The organism is Streptomyces sp. NA04227, assembly GCF_013364195.1.
Lineage (GTDB): Bacteria > Actinomycetota > Actinomycetes > Streptomycetales > Streptomycetaceae > Streptomyces.
Map to the genome: position 1 here is coordinate 6,721,496 of NZ_CP054918.1, position 18,195 is coordinate 6,739,690.

Here is an 18,195-nt window from a genome sequence, read left to right on the forward strand (position 1 = left end):
CCTCACCGGTACGCCGCTCACGTCACCGTGCGGGCGGCCGTACCGCACTCAACAGCACCATGCCGGTGTCCCCGTACTCGGGCAGGCTGCGGTCCTTGGGCACCCGGTCGATGCGCAGCCGGTCGGTGAGCGGGGCGAACACCGCGCGGATCACCGCCGTGTCCACCCGGGTGGCGGGCCACACCCGTTCGGCGTCGAGACGATAGCTGGGCATGTTCTCCATGAAGGCGGCGACCAGCCGCCCGCCGGGACGGACCGAGCGGACGAACGCCCGGCACAGCGCGGCGAATTCGGCCGGATCCTCGGTGACGCTCTCCGCCACGAAGTGCATCGACGCCAGGTCGTACGTCTGAGGCGCGAGACTCTCCAGACTGCCCGGCACCACGCGAACCCGCCGCAGAGCCTCGTCGAGCGTCGGCGGCAGCGCCGGATTGAGACCGCGGCACAGTCCGTAGAACGGCAGCCAGCTCGCGTCCGCACCCTCGGTCAACTGCCGCCGCAGATACGCCCGGTTGCTCGCACCGGGCTCCACCGCGTCCACCCGGCGACTGGCCGCGGCGGACAGCATCAGCGGATACAGATTGGGCCCGGCCCCGCACTCGGCGCTGGCCCGGAGCCCGCCCGGCGCGATCTCCCGGTAGACGCGTGAGTGGTGCCGGATCACCGCGGCGTCACCGGGATGGATGTCACGGTAGTTCTGGTCCAGATACGCGTCCACCGGCCAACGGTCCCAGTCCGCCTCGGAGTTGGCCCTCGGGCGCGGTGCGGAAGGCGGTGTCACCGCCGCCCCCTGGACGGGCTCGGCGCTCCCCTTCGGGACCGGACGGGAGACCAGGAGCCCGCGGAACCCGGCGGCCGTGCCGTACCCGGTCCAGGTCCCGGCCCCTGCTCCTCACCGGCCCGTTTCAGCGGGAACCGCTGCATCAGATCGGTGAGTACGGAGTTGAGCTCGTCGATCTCCTCGTCCGTGTTCGCCGCCGTGACCTGGATACGGAACCCGACCTGATGACGCGGCACCAGCGGATAGGCGGCCAGGGTGACGTAGATGCCGCGCTGCCACAGATACGTGCCGAGGGCGTCGATGTCGGAGGCCTCCACGAGCTGGATCTCGATGATCGGCAGCCCGTCCGCGTTGGGGGTGGCGAGCCCGAGCCCGCGCACATGGGCGAGCACCCGCGCGGTCTTGCGGTAGAGATCGCCCCGGATGGTGTCCCCACGGCGGTCGTTGACGTCGAGCCCGGCCAAGGTCGTCGCCAACGAGGCGGTGGGGGAGGGCCCGGAGTACAGATACGGCGCCGCGGCGACCTTCAGATGCTCCTTCAGGCGGCTCGGTGCGGTGATGAAGGCGAGCAGCGAGGAGTACGCCTTGGAGAAGCCGCCGACCAGGATGACGTTGTCGTAGCTCTCCCCGACATGGCGCACGACGCAGTTGCCCCGGCTGCCGTAGGGGCTGGTCTCGGTGGGGTTGCGCTCCCCGATGATGCCAAAGCCGTGCGCGTCGTCCACGTAGAGCAGCGCGTCCCTGCCGCGGCAGACTTCCACGATGGCGTGCAGGTCGGGGATGTTGCCGGTCATGCTGTTGACGCCGTCGATGCAGACCAGCGTGGGTTCCCCGCCGGGGGCCGACCGCAGCAGGTGGTCGAGCTCGTCGAGGTCGGCGGAGTGGAAGCGGTACAGCGAGGCGCCCTGGCCGCGGGCCGCCACGGCTCCGTCGTAGACCGTGCGGTGTGCGCGGGTGTCGACCAGTACGCGCCCCTGGCCCGCGAGGACCGGGATCACGGAGGCGTGGATCAGCGTGATCGTCGGCAGCAACAGGGTGTCCGGGGCGCCGAGCAACTCGCTGACACGGTCCTCGATCTCCGGGTACAGACGCGGGTTGCCGATGAGCCGGGACCAGCTCGGGTGGGTGCCCCAGCGCCGGACCTGGCCGTCGATGGCGTCCATGATCTCCGGATCCAGGTCGAAGCCGAGGTAGTTGCAGGAGGCGAAGTCGCTCAGCCACTGGTCACCGCTGCGCAGCCGTCTGCCGCGCACCTCGTCGATCACCGCGTCGCACATCGGATTCGACCGCTGGAGACGGGCGAGGTCGCCCCAGCGCCGCTCCGAACTCGCCGGCGCCCCCGCTCCCGCCGAGGCCACCGCCCCGTCCGCGGTCTCGATGCCGCCTTCCGCGGGCCCTTCGGCCTGGGCCGCCGCCACACCCCCGGCCGTGCCGGAGGTGAGCAGCCGCTCCGCCTCCGGGGCCGGTACCGGAGGCGCGAAGAGAAAGCCCTGACCGTGCCGGCAGCCGATGGCGGTCAGCAGATCGCGCTGCCCCTCGTTCTCGATGCCTTCGGCGATGACCCGCAGTCCGAGGACGTCGGCGATGCGCACGATCTCCTCGACCAGGGCGATCTGCTGGCCGTCCGTGGCGATGTTGTCGATGAAGGACTTGTCGACCTTGAGGACGTCGATGGGGAACTCGCGCAGATAGCTCAGGGAGGAGAACCCGGTCCCGAAATCGTCGATGGCCAGCGCCACCCCGAGCTGCTTGAGCTGGTGCATGGCCGCGACGATCTGCTCGTCGTGCTGCATCAGCACCGACTCGGTGAGTTCGAGGACCAGCGAGCCAGGCACCAGCCCCGAAGTGGCGAGGGTGCGCTCGACATGGTCGATGAAGCCCGAGTCGCGGAACTGCCGCGGGGAGACGTTGACATGGAGCGAGAGGGGCTCCTGCGCGGGATGCGAGCGCTGCCAGGCCGCCAGCTCCCCGGCGGCGTTGTCCAGGACCCAGTCACCGAGCGGCACGATGTGGCCGGTCTCCTCGGCGAGGCTGATGAAGTCCAGCGGCGGTACCAGCCCGCGGCGCGCGTGCCGCCAGCGGGCCAGCGCCTCGAACGCGGTGACCTCACCGGTGTTCAGGTCCAGGATCGGCTGGTACCAGAGCGCGAAACTCCGGTCGGCGATGGCACCTTCCAGACCCGCCCGGAGCTCCTGCCGCTCCGCCATCCCGGCGTGCAGATCGGGCCGGAACCGCTGCCACTGCCGCTTGCCCGCCGACTTGGCCGCGTACAGCGCGAGATCGGCGTGACCGAGCAGTTCCTCGGCCCCGGAGCTGTCACGGGCGGTGGCCACGCCGATGCACGCGGACACCGTCGTCGTCCCGCCGGTCAGCCGTACCGGCCGGTCCAGGGCGTGCACGATCTGCGCGGCGAGCCGGTCGGCGTCCTCCGGGCGCCTGGCGCCCTCCACCAGAATCGCGAACTCGTCGCCGCCCAGCCGCGCGGCCGTGTCGCTCAGCCGCAGGGTGCCGTTCAGCCGCCGCGCGATCGCGACGAGCAGTTCGTCCCCGACCGAGTGCCCCAGCAGGTCGTTGACCACCTTGAAATCGTCCAGATCGACGAAGAGCATGCAGGTCAGCGTGGAGTCGCGGCGGCCACGCAGCAGCGCGCGTTCGGTGCGCTCCATGAGCAGGGTCCGGTTGGGTAGATCGGTCAGCGAGTCGTGGAACGCGCGATGGATCAACTCCCTTTCGAGCTGCCGCTGTTCGGTCACGTCGTGCAGGGTGAGCACCCGCCCGCGCACGGTCTCCTCGGCGCGCAGATTGCTGCACCGCACCTCCACCTCGACCTGGCTGCCGTCGTTGCGCCGGACCCGCCACTGGTCGCTGAGGTCCACCGCGCTGTCCCGCGAGCGCGACAGGGTCGTGACGGCCCGCTCCGCGTCCTGCCGGTCGACCAGACCGGCCAGCGGCGGCGCCCCCGCGAGGCTCCGCCCGAACATGACCTCGGCCGAGGGGCTGGCGTACCGGATGCCGTCGTCGTCGTCGAGGATCAGAATGACGTCCGAGGCGTTGTGCACGAGGGTACGGAAGTACGCCTCGCTGTTGCGCCGGGTGATCTCCTGGCTGAGACTGACCCGCGCCAGCGCCAGCGCCGCCTGCGCGGCCAGCGAGCGCAGCGCCGCCGACAACTCGTCCAGGGTCTTCTCGGGCGCCGCAAGGAGCAGGGCGCCCGTCGGCGGTCCGGTGCCCGAGGGCGCCTTGGCGGAGAGCGGGCGCAGTACGACATGGGTCAACGGCCGCAGCCGGGCGGCCAGTTCGGGCCCGAGCCGCTCCACGGGCAGGATTCTCGCCTCCTCGTGGACCAGCGCCCAGATCCGCTCGCCCGAGCTGCCCGCGGTGCTCGGCAGCGTTTCCTCCCGGTTCCCGTTGCCCACCCACTTCACGAGTTGCCCGCGCTCGATGAGCAGCGTCGCCACCTGGTAGCGGACCGAGGAGCCGACGAGCGCGGCGGCCGCGGCCTCGATCGCGCGCGCCACCTCCTCCCGGCTCGCGGCGGCCACCAGCGAGGCGGCGGCCATCCGCAGCCCCCGCTCACGCGCGACCGCCTTGCGGTGCTCGGCCACCACGCCCCACAGCCGCGCCAGGACCAGTACGAACGTCACGGCGGAGAAGGCGGAGATGACGGCCTCGTCGAACGCGCTGTCGTCCTGCCGCGCCCGCAGTGCCTGCACCATCAGCACGCCCGGCGCCACCAGCGCGGCACCTCCGAGCAGGGCGACCCTGCCCTTGGTCATGCTCAGCGGCCGAGGAGTGGCGCGCTCGGTGAGGGAGACCATCGACGGGTGCAGCCCGGCCATGCCCCAGGCGGTGAAGAAGACCACCCACCCCAGGTCCAGCGGGGTGCCCACCTGCCAGGTGCCCTCGAGCTGGAGCAGGCCGTAGACGATGTCCGAGAACAGGATCCCGAGTGTGCCGAGGGCGAGCAGCTGGATACTGCGCACGCGCAGGCTCCCGAGCGCGAGCAGCCGGGTCACCATGACCAGGATCAGCACGTCCCCGAGCGGATAGGCCAGCGAGATCGCGCGCTCCGTCCAGGGCGCCCCGGGTACTTCGCTCAGCGGGTTGATGAGGTGCACCCAGCACAGCAGCGCCATACCGCAGGCGAGGATCAGGGCGTCGAAGAGGCTGGGCAGATCCCGGTTGCGGTAACGGAGCCGGATGAAGCCGAGGATCCCCAGCGCGAACAGCGGATAGGTGGTCAGGTAGAAGACATCGGCCACCGAGGGAAACGGATTGGGCTCGTCGTACAGCGACTTGATCAGGTTGTACGCCGTATCCCCCATGGTGAAGGCCAGGTTCGCGCAGGCGAGCATGATCCACGGCCACCGCCGGGCGGGCCGGTTCAGCCGGACCCCGGTGAGAATGGCCGCGACCCCGGCGAGACCGATGATCGCCCAACTGACCGTGTGCAGCGCCGGCACCGTCAAGTACACGACGACCGGCACCGTGACGAAGGCGCCGTAGACGATCATCAGCCGACGCGCGAGCTCCCGCCGCCGGTCGGCATCCTCGGTACCGGCGCGGCCGCTCACGGACGGCGGTCTGCTGCCCGCACGGTCGCCCGGTGCATCGTCACGGGCCTTCATCGTCCACTTCCGTCACCGCCTCGAAGCGGAGGGATTTACCGAGGCTCGATGCGTCGGCCGTGCCGCGCAGTCGTCACTCCCGGTGGAGCCGTGTTCACGGGTCACCACGGTCTTCCGGTGCGGATTTCGACCCGCACCCATTCCAGGTTGCGCCTGATCGGCGGGTGGGGCAAGGGACGCCGGGGGTGCGGGGCGAGCGGTGGACCGTCCGGCGCTATACGGGTCTCACCAGTTGAGCGTGATCGACCCTCCGACAGGCAACGCGTGCCAGTTGTCCGCATACTCGTCGAACCGGTCCACGATGCGCTCGACGACCGCCGGAATGCTCGCCGCCTTCACATACGCGGGGAGTTCCTGAGCGTGCCTCCGCCGCAGTTCCCATACGGGGAGGGCGATGCCCGCGAGCTCCTCCGACCTGGCCATGTCGGCGGAGCCCCGGGGCGAGGTCTGCCGGCCCTTCGACTTGCGGCGGCGGGCGGCCTTGACGCGTTCGTCGGGGGAGGCGGGCCAGAACATCCCGTTGTCGCCCGCGGCGAGTTGGCCGAAGACCCCGAGCGCGATGTCGGCCTCCGCCTCCACCAGGAAGTGCACGAGGTCGTGCGGGAGGTACGGGTGGCCGCCGGGACCGTTGCGCGGAGCCAGTGCGACGCCCGTCTCGCGGTCCACGGCGATGGTGTAGCTCGTACCGGGGCCCTTGGTGAAAGTGACGCGCATGCGCGGCACCGTAGGCGACGGGCGAGGGGGCTTGCCACTGGTTTAGTGACCGCCCCAGGGACCCGACCCGACCGGCTTGTCCCCCCGTCCCCGCAACTGGATTCAGCCGCCGATGAGTTCGGTGAACCGCCCGGTGTCGATGTTGCCCCCCGAGGCGATGACGCCGACCCGGCGGGGGAGGCTTTCGACCCGCCCCGCCATGAGGGCGGCCAGGCCGGTCGCGCCGCTGGGTTCGAGGACGATCTTCAGACGCTCGAAGGCGAAGCGCATGGCCGAGACGATCTCCTCGTCACTCACCACCGTGACGGAGTCCACCAGGCGCTGGTTGATGGGAAAGGTGATCTCGCCGGGAGTGGGCAGGGCCTGCCCGTCCGCGATGGTCCGCGGCACGGGAATGGTCACGCGCACTCCGCTCTCCAGCGAGCGCCTGGTGTCGTCGCCCGCCGCCGGTTCGACGCCCACCATCCTGATCGCGGGGTGCAGCGCGGTGGCGACGGTGGCACTGCCCGCGATCAGGCCGCCCCCGCCGACCGGCACGACCAGTGCGTCCAACTCGCCTGTCTCCGCGAGGAGTTCGAGCGCCGCGGTGCCCTGTCCCGCGATGACGTGCGGGTGGTCGTACGGCGGAATCAGGGTCAACCCGCGTTCCTCGGCGAGAGCCTCACCGAGGGCGGTGCGGTCCTGGGCGTAGCGGTCGTAGGTGACGACCTCCGCGCCGTATCCGGCCGTCGCCTCCCGCTTGGAGCGGGGAGCGTCCTCGGGCATCAGGATGACCGCCGTGGTGCCCAACTCGCGGGCGGCCAGGGCGACTGCCTGGGCGTGGTTGCCGGAGGAGTAGGCGGCGACGCCCTTGGCCAGCTGTTCGGCGGGCAGTTGGGCGACGGCGTTGTAGGCACCGCGGAACTTGAAGGCCCCGATGCGCTGGAAGTTCTCGCACTTGATGAACATCTCCGCTCCGACAAGGGAGTTCAGGGTGCGGGAGGTGAGCACGGGGGTGCGGTGGGCGACGCCTTCGAGACGTGCGGCGGCCCGGCGGACGTCGTCGATCGAGACGGGGGGTGCATCGGACATGGTGGGTCCTCCCGGTGAGGTGAGGTGAGGTGAAGTGAGGGGGGAAAGGGGGTGAGGTGCAGGGGGCGAGGCTGGGGAGAGGTGCGGAGAGGGGGAGGGGCGAGTAAGTCGGGCTGTGTGTCCGCGAGTTGATGTGGTGGCTGGTGGCTCACCAGCCGGAGACGCGCGGCCAGTAGGCCTCGATCGCGGGTACCGGGCCGGTCGGGCGCCGGGCGCTGTCGGTGACGCGGTATCCCCGGTGTTGGGCGGCGGTGGCGCAGGCATGGTTGGGCAGGATGCGCAGCCGGGTGCCGACGGGCAGTTGGGGCAGTTCGGATCCGTTGCGCGTGGTGAGTGTGCCGTGCTCCTGGCTCGCGGCCGTCATGACCAGGTCGGGGATCAGGCGGCCGGAGAGGTCGGTGACCAGGCCGTAGCCCTGGTCCCGGTCCTGGGCGGCGGTGCCGCGGTCGCGGGACATGGCCATCCAGCCGCCGTCGGTGACGATCCACCCGAACTCGGGCCGATGGCCGATGACGGTGACGACCACCGACAGCGCGAGGTCGTCGAGGCGGCAGACGCCGAGCCCGGCCATGACCAGGTCGAAGAACACGTAGTTGCCCGCCCGGAGTTCGGTCACTCCGGTGAGGTCCTCGGCGGCATGGGCGGTCGGGGTGGACCCGACGCTGACCGTGGCCACGGGCAGGCCCGCCGCGCGCAATCGCCCGGCCGCGGTGAGGGCGGCGTCCCGCTCGTTCTCCGCTGCCAGCCGCCGCTCCTCGCCGGTGCGGGCGAAGTACGACTCACCCGCGTGGGTCAGCACCCCGTCCAGACAGCCCGCGTCCGCCAACATCCCGCCAACGGCGGTCAGTTCGGCCGCCTCGGGCGTGAGCCCGCCGCGATGCCCGTCACAGTCGATCTCGATCAGGGCGGGGACCGTCAGCCCGGCTTTACGGGAAGCCTCGGCAACACATCTCGCCTGCTCGGCACTGTCCAACAGGACCCGTAGACGTACCCCGCGACGCAGCAGAGCGATCACGCGCGGAAGCTTGTGCGGGGCGAGGCCGACGGCGTACGTGAGGTCGGTGTAGCCCCCGTCGGCGAAGGCCTCGGCCTCGGCGAGGCTGGAAACGGTGACCGGACAGGGCCGCCCGTCGTGCAGCAGCGCGGCGACGTCCAGACTCTTGGCCGTCTTCATGTGCGGACGCAGGGTGACACCGAGCCGCTCCGTCCTGGCCCGCAGGCGCTCGATGTTGCGCAGCACCCGGTCCACGTCGACGACCGCGAACGGGGTCTCCGGATCGGCCAGCGTCCGCTCGGCGGCGAAGGGCTCACTGTTCGACGCGGTGGTACTCGGCACGGCGTTCACAGGGAGACGTCCGACTTCGACTTCACCAGTGCCACTTTCCTCACCGTCTTCCTCACCGTCTTCCTTGCCGTCCTACGGACTTCCTTGCGGTGCACGTCACTTGGAGTAGTTGTAGACGGTCGCGCGGGACACTCCGAGCAGGCCGGCGATGGTCTGCGCGGCGTCGCGAGAGTCGAAGTAGCCGTCGCGCTGCAACTGCCTCACCAGGGCCCTCTTGTCCTCCCTGCTCAGCGACCGGGGTGTGGCGGCACGCTCGGCGGACCACGTCTCCACCGCCTGGCGCAGCTCGCGCGCGTTGCGGTCCCGCAGACTCTCCAGGGGCTGCGCGCCGTGATCCGTGTCCGTGGCCACGAGGTTCGACAGGGCGAGCGTCACCGGCGACAGCACGGACACGTCGAGGTTCAGGCACAGCGCGGCGATGTACTGGCCCGCCTCGTTCTTGATACCGATCGACGTGCTCTTGACCGGCCGTCCGTCCGGAAACCGGTTGGGATAGTTCTGGATGACACTGGGATACTCCGGGTCCGCGATCCGCGCCAGCCCCAACTCGGTTGCCGAATCACCGACTTGCCGCCCCGAGAGGTTGTTCTCGATCGCTCGCACCGCGTTGTGTGGGTCCCGCAGATCGTGCAGCACGACTTCGCACAGGCCGGGGAACATACGGCCGAGAGCGACGGCGATCTTCTCGGCTTCGTGGATGAGGTGCTCGTCGGCGGAGGTGAGGGGGCCCGAATGGTCACGGTCCGGCTCGGGCTCCGGCTCGCTGGTCCTACCTCTGCCCGCGCGAGAGTCCATGAAGGTGCCGCTCTCCCTGAGTGCCTTCTACTAAATTTCCAACCTTAGACAAGAAGGCTAAGCCGCTTCGCTGTCGCTGTCCAGGTGTGCCTGCCTGGTGGGAGGCGATGGACGCGCGCCGTTGCCGCTCCTGCCCTGATGCGGGTGGATGTGTGAGGAGGGGTTCGATGTGGCCTTGATCTGCCGATATCCCCTCCATCACTCGTATGAGTGAACCTGGTCAACCTCTCGTTACGGCGACCGCGGCCCTTCTCTCAAAATGGCTGCGGTTCACGGAACGCGTAGGAGTCGAGGGGAGGTTGGGGCCAGGAGGTCTCCGAGTGACGTCAACTGATCGTCACGTCCCGAGAGTTGGCTCTTCCAGGGCTGTTGTGCGGAAACGGACATGCGACGAGGACAGAGATGCCATGCGGCGAGCTGGAGGTCCGCGGCGTTGGTCACCGGTAGCTCGAACCAGTCAACTCCCCTTCCCGCTGTAGCTGTTCGACGACTTCCCCGTGCCCCGATCGCTGAGGAAGCGCATGCCGCACTTGCCGCAGATACCGCCTTCGACAGGTCCGACCGCTGACTCGACTCCCGGCGAAACCGCCACTTCTCGCCGCACCGCACTCGCCGCCCGCTGCCGAACCCTCACCGAATCCCGTTGGTTCGCCACCACTGTCTTCGTCCTCATCCTGGCCAACGCCGTCCTGCTCGGCGTCGAGACCTACGACGGTGTTCTCGAACGTTGGGAGGGCTGGTTACGGCTCGCCGAGCACAGCATCGTGGCGGTCTTCACGCTGGAGATCCTGCTGCGTGTCGGTGCGCATCTCGACCGGCCCTCCGAGTTCTTCCGCGACCGGTGGAACCTCTTCGACCTCGCCGTAGTCCTGTCCGTTTTCCTGCCCGTCGTCCGGGAGAACGGCACAATCCTGCGTCTGCTGCGGCTGGCGCGCGTGATGCGTGCCGCGCGGTTCCTGCCTCAACTGCGCATCATTCTGGTGGCGGTTGGGCGCAGTCTGCCCGGCACCGTCAGCTTTCTGTTCGTCGGTGCGCTGGTCCTCTACTTCTACGCGATGGTCGGGTGGGTGTTCTTCGCCGACGCCGACCCGGAGCACTACGGTTCCCTCGGACGTGCCGTACTCACTCTGTTCCTGCTGATGACGTTGGACGGACTCGGTGACGCCGTCCATGCCGGGCTCGAAATCTCGCGGTGGAGCTTTCTCTACTACGCCTCGTACGTGCTGCTCGGATCCTTCGTGCTGGTCAATGTCCTCATCGGTGTCGTCCTCAACTCCCTTGACGAGGCACGTGCCTTGGAGGAGCAGGCGGCCGTCGAAGAGGCGATGAAGTCGAAGAGGGGGGCCGGGGCCCACGGGGGCGTCGCCGGGACCGCCGCCGACCTGGTTCTTCTGCGGGAGCGGATCACCGCCGCCCGTAGCGCTCTCGACGAGGCGGAGGCCGCCCTCGGCGCGACCCTCGTGAAGCTGAAGTCCGAGGAGACAGGGAAGTACGAGGAGACGGAGAAGTCCGCCGCCAAGCCGATCAACGGGGGACGGCGCCCTTCAGGACCGCGTCAGATGGACGATCAGATGGACGATCAGATGGACAAGACGCGGTCGTGAAGGCACTCGGGTTTTCGGGCGTCCGTGTCCTCGGGGACAGTTCGCCGCTGCTTGCCGCCCGCTACCCAGCCCCGCCCGCCGCTCCCACCCGCGAAACCGCCCCTGTCGTATCCGCCCCGTAACGCGCGATGTCCGCCTCGATGTCCAGCGGGCCGTTGTGCGCCCTGGCCGCGTCGTCGATCAGGTCGTGCGGGACCAGCCAGCAGATCTCGAATTCGAGGCCGTCGGGGTCCTTCGCGTACAGGCCCTTGGTGGTGCCGTGGTCCGTGGCGCCGACCAGTGAGCCGGACTTGGTGAGGCGCTGCGCGTAGGTGCGCAGGTCGGCGAGGGTCGGTACCTCCCAGGCCAAGTGGTAGAGGCCGACGGGGGGTTGGCCGGGGGCGGCGGCCGCGCGTTCGTGGTTGCCGGTTTCGAAGAGGCCGAGGTCGTGGTCGTTGTCGGAGTCGGGGGCGCGGAGGAAGGCGACGCGGTCGCCCTGGTGGACGACTCGGAAGCCGAGAATCTCTGTGTAGAACCGGACGCTTTCCTGTGCGTCGCGCACCCACAGCACGGCGTGATTGAGTCCTCGGATCGCCATCGGGAATCTCCTGACCGAACTTTCCAGGGGGTGCCGTCATGCACCCCTACAACATCACTGCAACGCCGCTACGGTACGGAGAATTCCGCGCCGCCCTCGTCCCACCATTGTCGGTAGACCGGGCTGGTGCGGACAAGGGCGAGATATCCGTGGGCCACGCGGCCGCAGAGTTCGTCGACGAGTGGGGCGACGACACCGTCCGTGCGCCAGGCGAGTACCACCTCACGGAAAAGGGGATTACCGGCCAGCGTCAGCATGGTGATTCCGGGCCGTTCGCCGCCGAGCGGGTAGAGCGGGCAGACCGCGTCCCCGGCGGCGGTCAGGGTGAAGGCGATGTGCGAGGCGTCGGTGAGATGTCTGACCCGCTGGGTGAAGCCCGCTCGTTCGCAGGTGCGCGCGAAGTAGTCGTTCATGCCGCTGTCGTCGGGGTGCGGCATCACCCAGTCCTCCTCGGCCAGGGCGGCGAGGGATATCCCGGCCGGGCTCTCTCCCTCACCCCTGCCCGCACTCGCGAGCGCGTGCCCCTGCGAGACCCCGGTGAAGATCGGTTCCGTGAGCAGTACCCGGTGGGACAGGCCGGGCGGCAGGTCCAGCGGGAAGCCGGGGAAGCGGCGCATCACGGCGACGTCGAGTTCGCCCGAGGCCAGCAGGGCGGTGAGCATGGCCGTGCTCTTCACGGTGCGGCTCGTCACGCCCCGCTGGGGGCACATCTCGCTCAGCGCCTGCAGCAGGAGCCCGAACTGCTGGGCCGGGACACCGCCCACCCGGACCGGGGAGTCGGCCTCGTGGCTGAGCGTGGTGCGTACCGACCGGGTCAGGCCCTCGATGTCGTCGAGCACCTGCCGCGCCCGGCGCAGGAACTGCGTACCGGCCCGGGTGGGTACGACGCCCTGCGGCGCCCGTACGAACAACTCGCCGCCGAGGTGGTTCTCGATGCGTTGCAGCTGCGCGGTGACCGCGGGCTGGGTGAGGTGCAGGCGCGCCGCGGCGCTGCGGAGGCTGCCGGATTCCTGGATGGCGAGGACGAGTTCGAGATGCCGTACGTCGAGACGCATGGCCCGCATCCTAGGATCCGCGCCCGCCGTGCCGTCAGCCGTCGGCAGCCCCTTTGTTCTCTCCGGTGGGGGTGATGGGGCAATGCAATGGGTGGGCAATTCCGGCGGATATCCGCAATTGCTGCTCAGCGGGGCGGGCTTCGGTCTTTCGTCGCTTGTCCGGGCTTCGTCCGGGTGGCACTGTCGCTGCGTCCCGTGCCCCCCTCGACGAGAACTGGACGGGTGGATTGATGACTGGGAATTCCACCGGGAGAAACGACGGTTCTCCGTCGCCGGAGGAGGATTGTTCGGTGTTGCTGGCCGAAACCGCCCTCGACGGATTTCTGACCGTGGCCGCCGCCGAATACCTCACCATCACCGAAGCGAATCCCACGCCGTGCTTCGCGGTGCTGACGGGCCGGGCGACGGGCGACACGTACCGGATAGAGGATCTCGCCTTCGGCCGCAACGTACGGGCGACCCATCCCAGCGCGCGGCAGGAGTTCGCGACGACGATCGTGCCCCGGTTCGGCGCGGCGTACGAGAATCCCGCGCGGGCCTGGTGGCTGGACCCGTCCGATCTGCTGCGCATCGACCGGGAGGCGGACGCGAAGGGCCTCGACGTCCTCGGGTCCATCCATATGCACCCCGACTGGCACCGGCTCGGCCCCGCGGAGGCCAGGACGCATCCGCTGGACGAACGGCCCACGGCGATGGACCGGTACGTCTTCCGCGGCAGCGGCTGGCCGGTCAACCTGGTCTGCTACCTGGAGCGGCGGCAGGGCTCCTACTGCTACGCACTCTCGGCCTGGGACGCCGACTGCCGCCGACTCCCGCTGCGACTCTTCCGTACCGCCGAGAGCGTCACGGTGTCCGCCCGGCACAACTCCCTTGTGGGAGGCGGGAAATGAGCGAGGAGACAGGTGTGGACGAGCCCGCAGTCCGGGCGCTCTGGCAGACCATGGCCGAGGGGTGGGGGCGGGCGGACGCCGCCGCTTTCGCCGGTGTGTTCAGTGCCGACGTCGACTTCGTCACCGTCGGCGGCGAGGTGCTCTTCGGACGGACCGCCGTGGAGCAGCGGCACGCGGAGCTCTTCGCGACCGTGTTCCGCGGCACCCGGCTGGAGCCCGGCCTCGGTCTGATCCGGCCGCTGACACCGCAGTTGTGCCTGGTGCACGCCACCACCGCCATCCACCCGGTGGGTCTGGTCACCCACGCCCAGGCGGTACTGGCCCGGCGTGACGACGGCTGGTCCATACGGGCCTTCCACAACATGGTTCCGCACCTCAGGAGATCCACATGACCAGCCCCAGCCCCCGCCCCCGGCTCCGGCATCTGGCGCTCACCCTCCGGGACCCGGCACGCGCCGCCGCCTTCTACCGCGACGCCCTGCGGATGGAGCAGTTCCACCAGGACCCCGACGGCAGCCGCTTCCTCACCGACGGCTATCTCAACCTCGCCCTCATCCAGCACCGGCCGGACGGTGATGTGCCCGCCGGGTTCAACCACTTCGGCTTCGAGGTGCCCGACCTCGGCGAGGTCGCCGAGGAGATGAAGAGGTACGCATGCCCGGCTCCCGTACGCCGTGGGGGTGACCGTCCGTTCGCGGAGTACCGGGCCGCCGATCCGGAGGGCAACTGGTTCGACCTGTCCGAGCACGGGTTCCTGCCGCCCGAGCGGAACAGGCCGCGCGCCGGTGAGTCCGAGACCTGAGGGAGGAGAGGGTGCATATCGTGCACCTATGTACTCGACTCAGGTTTCTCAGTACGTGAATGCCTCGCGGGCCCTCGTCTACCGGGCGCTCCTTGACGCGGACGCGGTGGCCCAGTGGCGGGTGCCGAACGGAATGAGCAGTCATGTGCACGCGTTCGAGGCGCGTGAGGGCGGGACGTTCCGGGTCTCGCTCACCTATGACTCCGGTCAGGGCACCGGGAAGTCGGCCGAGCGCACCGACACGTACCACGGGCACTTCGCGGAACTCGTCCCCGGCGAGAAGGTCGTCGAGGTGATGGAGTTCGAGACGGAGGACCCCGCGCTGCGCGGCGAGATGACCATGACCACGACGCTCACGGACATGGACGACGGCCGTACCGAGGTCGTCTTCCTGCACGAAGGAGTGCCCGACGGCGTACCCGCCCCCGACAACGAGGCGGGCATGTGGATGGCGCTGGCGAAGCTCGCGCGGTGGGCGGAGGCGAGCGAGCAGTCGGGGTGAACGGCCGGGGTGGGCCTGCTGGGACGTGTGGTGCCCCGAGGTGGTGTGAGGCAGGGGTGGGCGACGGGACCGTGGGACGCGCGTGGTCGCGGGGCGGCGGCGTGCGGGGCGTGCGAATAGGCGGCCTTCGTCGGCCGCGCTTCGTACCCCTTCGTCCCTTGCTTGTCAGAGGCACCACATGTTCCTTGCCTATGTCGTCGTCACCGTCATCACCATCGTCATCAACGCCTGGGAATCCGTCATCAACTTCGCCCGTACGGATTTCGTCCTCGCCAACGCCGCCGCCGTGGGATTCCCGCAGTCCGGCCTCCCGCTGCTCGGCGCCCTGAAGGGGGCCGGAGCCCTCGGCCTGCTGCTCGGGATGCTGGGGTTCACGGGTATCGGAGCGGCGGCCGGAGTCGGGCTCGTGCTCTTCTTCCTCTGCGCGATGTGGGCCCACGTCCGTATCCGCGACTACCGCAACCTCGGGTTCCCGGGCGCCTTTCTGGCGATGGCCGCCGGCTCGCTCGTGCTTCTCCTCGTGCGCTAGGCGTACGGGCGGCGCGTACGTTCGTACGCACGCCCGCGAGAGTGCAATGCCCTTGCGGGGCAGGGGAGTTGGGGACGCCGTGGCCGGGCTCAGCCGAGGGCGATCTCGGCCCAGATCACCTTGCCGTCCGGCGTGTAGCGGGTGCCCCAGCGTTCGGCGAGCTGGCTGATGAGGAACAGGCCGCGGCCGCCCTCGTCCTCGGCCGCGGCGTAGCGCAGGTGCGGGGAGGTGCTGCTGCTGTCGGAGACCTCGCAGATCAGGTTGCGGTCGCGCAGGAGACGGACGCCGATCGAGCCCGAGGCGTAACGGATGCTGTTGGTGATCAGCTCGCTGAGTACCAGCTCCGCCGTGAAGATGTGGTCCGACAGGCCCCAGCGGTTCAGGCACGCGGTGAGTTCGGCGCGGGCCCCGGCCACGGCCGCGGGGTCGGGCGGTACCTCCCAGTCGGCGATGCGGTCGCCGGACAGGACCCGGGTACGGGCGACGAGCAGGGCGATGTCGTCGCTGGGGCGGGCGGGCAGCAGCTCGCGCAGCACCGCGTTGCAGGCCTCGTTCGGGGTGCGGCCGGGGTGGGCGAGCGCCGAGCGCAGGAGTTCCAGGCCGATGTCGATGTCCCGGGTGCGGTCCTCGATCAGGCCGTCCGTGTAGAGGACCAGACTGCTGCCCGCGGGCAGGACCAGTTCCACCGCCTCGAAGGGGAGGCTGCCCACGCCCAGCGGCGGCCCGGCCGGGACCTCGGGGAACTCCACGCTGCCGTCCGGGGCGACCACGGCGGGCACCGGATGACCGGCGCGGGCCATCTGGCAGCGGCCCGAGGCCGGGTCGTAGATCGCGTACACGCAGGTGGCGCCCGCGACCGGGGCGTCCGTCTCGGCGCCGGTGATCTCCTGGTCGATCCGGGCGACGAGTTCGTCCAGATGCCCGAGCAGTTCGTCCGGCGGCAGGTCGAGCGCGGAGAAGTTCTGGACCGCCGTACGCAGCCGGCCCATCGTCGCGGCGGCGTGCATCCCGTGGCCGACCACGTCACCGACCACCAGCGCGACGCGGGCGCCCGGCAGCGGGATGACGTCGAACCAGTCGCCGCCCACACCGGACTGGGCGGGCAGATAGCGGTAGGCGACGTCGAGCGCGTTCTGCTCGGGCAGGGCCCGCGGCAGCAGGCTGCGCTGGAGGGTCACCGCCATGTCGTGCTCGCGGGTGAAGCGGCGCGCGTTGTCGATGCTGATGGCGGCGCGGGCGGCGAGTTCACCGGCCAGTGAGAGGTCGTCCTCGTCGAAGGGGTCGCTGTCGCGCATCCGCCAGTAGTTGACGATGCCCATGAGGACGCCGCGGGCCCGCAGCGGGACGGTGACCATCGAACGGAAACCGTGGGCCAGGACGCGGTCGGCCCGTTCGGTGCCCTGCGCGCGCCAGTCCTGGGAGGCGGCCAGGTCCGGTACCAGGACCGTCTCGCCGCTCAGGAAGCCCGCGGCCTGGGGGGTGCGGGTGGCGAAGACGACCAGTTCACCCGGGCGGTACAGCGGGTGATCGCCCCCGCCGCCGGTGAGGGCCAGCCTGCGCAGCCGTGGCGCCTCACCGCTGACCACCGGCGCCGGTTCGTCGCCGCGCAGCACCGCCTCGGCGAGGTCGACGGTGGCACAGTCCGCGAAGCCGGGTACGGCCACCTGTGTCAGCTCCTCCGCGGTGCGCTGGACATCGAGGGTGGTGCCGATCCGTACGCTCGCCTCGTACAGCAGCCGCAGGCGCTCGCGGGCGGCCTCCGCCTTTCCGGCGAGCGCGCGCAGTTCGGTGGAGTCACGGAGGGTGGCGACGCTGCCCGAGGGGCCCTGGCCGCGGTCCAGCGGGCGGTTGTTCACGGCGACCAGCCGGTCGCCCACCGGGATCACCTCGTCGGAGGCGGCCCTGCGGTCGGCGAGCAGCCTGGCCATGGCCGGGTCGAGCGCCAGCTCGGTGACCGCTCTGCCCTCCGCGTCCTCGGTCAGGCCGAGCAGTCTGCGCGCCTCGTCGTTGACGAGCAGCACCCGGCCGTCGCCGCCGATGATCACCACGCCTTCGCGGACCGTGTGCAGCACCGCGTCGTGGTGCTCGTACATCCGCGTCATCTCGGTCGGGCCGAGGCCGTGCGTCTGCCGCCGCAGCCTGCGGGTGACCAGCGCCGTGCCCGCGGTGGCCAGTGCGAGGGCGCCCGCGCCCACACCGAGGACGACCGGCAGCTGCCGGTCGAAGGCGCTGCTGACGGCACGCACCCGGACACCGGCCGAGACCAGGCCCACGATGTCGCCCCGGTCGTCGGTGACCGGCACGACCACCTGGACCTCTTCGCCGAGCGGGCCGTCGACCGTCTCGATGGTGACGCGGCCGCTCAGGGAGGGCTCGATGGTGCCGACGAACTCCTTGCCGATGAGCTCGGGCCGGGGATGCGTATAGCGGATGCCCTGGGGGTTCATCACCACGATGAAGTCGACCCCGCCGCGCATCCGGGCGGCCTCGGTACGTGGTTGCAGTACGGCCGTGGGATCGCGGCTGCGCAGCGCGCCGACCAGACCGGGGGAGTGCGCGAAGGCCTCGGCGGCGGCCAGCGAACGGTCCCGGGCCGCCTGGAAACGATCACTGCGCGCCTGGAGCAGCAGAGTGAGTACGGCCACCACGACGAGCAGCAGCACGATCAGCGCCTGGAGGACGAACATCTGTCCGGCGACACTGGGGTCACCGGAGGTCAGCCGCAGCCGACGCGACCACGGCGACCGGGCGCCGTGGCTGCGCCGGCCCTGGCGGTGTGCGCTCGGGCGCGGGCCGGGGTCCGAGCGGCCGGAATGCTTCCAGGGCCGACCCGTGAGTCGGGCCATACCCTCATGTCTACCCCGTGCCGATTCCGGGCGCGAACGGTCCCGGCGGTCGCCCG

15 protein-coding genes are annotated in these 18,195 nt (G+C 70.3%); 6 read left to right on the forward strand and 9 right to left on the reverse strand.

Translation table 11 applies throughout. The features are described from left to right. Positions 1 to 22: 22 nt before the first annotated feature. The 6 genes from HUT18_RS28375 to HUT18_RS28400 all read right to left on the reverse strand — a co-directional run bounded on the left by HUT18_RS28375 (position 23) and on the right by HUT18_RS28400 (position 9,334). Entirely contained in the window at positions 23 to 781 is a 759-nt protein-coding gene (locus tag HUT18_RS28375) for a class I SAM-dependent methyltransferase (protein WP_176103375.1), read from the reverse strand. Beyond that, a complete protein-coding gene (locus HUT18_RS28380; RefSeq protein ID WP_254878844.1) occupies positions 778 to 5,409 on the reverse strand; it encodes an aminotransferase class I/II-fold pyridoxal phosphate-dependent enzyme in 4,632 nt (1,543 codons plus the stop codon). Before HUT18_RS28380 ends, HUT18_RS28375 begins: the two co-directional genes overlap by 4 nt. 225 nt (positions 5,410 to 5,634) lie before the next feature. Continuing rightward, positions 5,635 to 6,123, reverse strand: a complete 489-nt coding sequence (locus HUT18_RS28385; RefSeq protein ID WP_217710522.1) for a hypothetical protein — start codon at positions 6,121 to 6,123, stop codon at positions 5,635 to 5,637. Positions 6,124 to 6,225: 102 nt separating this feature from the next. Continuing rightward, a complete protein-coding gene (locus tag HUT18_RS28390) occupies positions 6,226 to 7,194 on the reverse strand; it encodes a threo-3-hydroxy-L-aspartate ammonia-lyase (RefSeq protein WP_176103377.1) in 969 nt (322 codons plus the stop codon). Between the two features lie 148 nt (positions 7,195 to 7,342). Further along, complete coding sequence (locus HUT18_RS28395; RefSeq protein WP_176103378.1) at positions 7,343 to 8,530, reverse strand: DSD1 family PLP-dependent enzyme; 1,188 nt, start codon at positions 8,528 to 8,530, stop codon at positions 7,343 to 7,345. Positions 8,531 to 8,635: 105 nt separating this feature from the next. Beyond that, positions 8,636 to 9,334, reverse strand: coding sequence for a transcriptional regulator (locus HUT18_RS28400; protein WP_176103379.1), 699 nt, complete (start codon positions 9,332 to 9,334; stop codon positions 8,636 to 8,638). A 521-nt stretch (positions 9,335 to 9,855) separates the two neighbouring features. On the opposite strand from HUT18_RS28400, the gene HUT18_RS28405 reads away from it, so the two are divergent. Continuing rightward, on the forward strand, positions 9,856 to 10,938 hold the full coding sequence (locus HUT18_RS28405; RefSeq protein ID WP_176103380.1) for an ion transporter: 1,083 nt from the start codon (positions 9,856 to 9,858) through the stop codon (positions 10,936 to 10,938). 61 nt (positions 10,939 to 10,999) lie between these two features. Here the strand turns inward: HUT18_RS28405 and HUT18_RS28410 are convergent, their stop codons facing one another. Then, positions 11,000 to 11,515 (reverse strand): VOC family protein, encoded by a 516-nt coding sequence (locus HUT18_RS28410; RefSeq protein ID WP_176103381.1) that lies wholly within the window; start codon positions 11,513 to 11,515, stop codon positions 11,000 to 11,002. A 68-nt stretch (positions 11,516 to 11,583) separates the two neighbouring features. Next, on the reverse strand, positions 11,584 to 12,570 hold the full coding sequence (locus HUT18_RS28415) for a LysR family transcriptional regulator (RefSeq protein ID WP_176103382.1): 987 nt from the start codon (positions 12,568 to 12,570) through the stop codon (positions 11,584 to 11,586). Positions 12,571 to 12,860: 290 nt separating this feature from the next. Between HUT18_RS28415 and HUT18_RS28420 the strand changes: the two genes are divergently transcribed. The 5 genes from HUT18_RS28420 to HUT18_RS28440 all read left to right on the forward strand — a co-directional run bounded on the left by HUT18_RS28420 (position 12,861) and on the right by HUT18_RS28440 (position 15,293). Then, positions 12,861 to 13,460: a hypothetical protein gene (locus tag HUT18_RS28420; RefSeq protein ID WP_176103383.1), complete on the forward strand. Its 600-nt coding sequence runs from the start codon at positions 12,861 to 12,863 to the stop codon at positions 13,458 to 13,460. Beyond that, a complete protein-coding gene (locus HUT18_RS28425; protein ID WP_176103384.1) occupies positions 13,457 to 13,852 on the forward strand; it encodes an SgcJ/EcaC family oxidoreductase in 396 nt (131 codons plus the stop codon). Before HUT18_RS28420 ends, HUT18_RS28425 begins: the two co-directional genes overlap by 4 nt. After that, on the forward strand, positions 13,849 to 14,262 hold the full coding sequence (locus HUT18_RS28430) for a VOC family protein (RefSeq protein WP_176103385.1): 414 nt from the start codon (positions 13,849 to 13,851) through the stop codon (positions 14,260 to 14,262). Before HUT18_RS28425 ends, HUT18_RS28430 begins: the two co-directional genes overlap by 4 nt. A gap of 28 nt (positions 14,263 to 14,290) precedes the next feature. Beyond that, complete coding sequence (locus HUT18_RS28435) at positions 14,291 to 14,764, forward strand: SRPBCC domain-containing protein (protein ID WP_176103386.1); 474 nt, start codon at positions 14,291 to 14,293, stop codon at positions 14,762 to 14,764. A gap of 178 nt (positions 14,765 to 14,942) precedes the next feature. After that, positions 14,943 to 15,293 carry a DoxX family protein gene (locus HUT18_RS28440; RefSeq protein ID WP_176103387.1) on the forward strand — a complete coding sequence of 117 codons (351 nt, stop codon included), beginning with the start codon at positions 14,943 to 14,945 and terminating at the stop codon, positions 15,291 to 15,293. An 89-nt stretch (positions 15,294 to 15,382) separates the two neighbouring features. On the opposite strand, the gene HUT18_RS28445 is transcribed toward HUT18_RS28440, so the two are convergent. Next, a complete protein-coding gene (locus HUT18_RS28445) occupies positions 15,383 to 17,980 on the reverse strand; it encodes a SpoIIE family protein phosphatase (protein WP_176104850.1) in 2,598 nt (865 codons plus the stop codon). Positions 17,981 to 18,195: the final 215 nt, after the last annotated feature.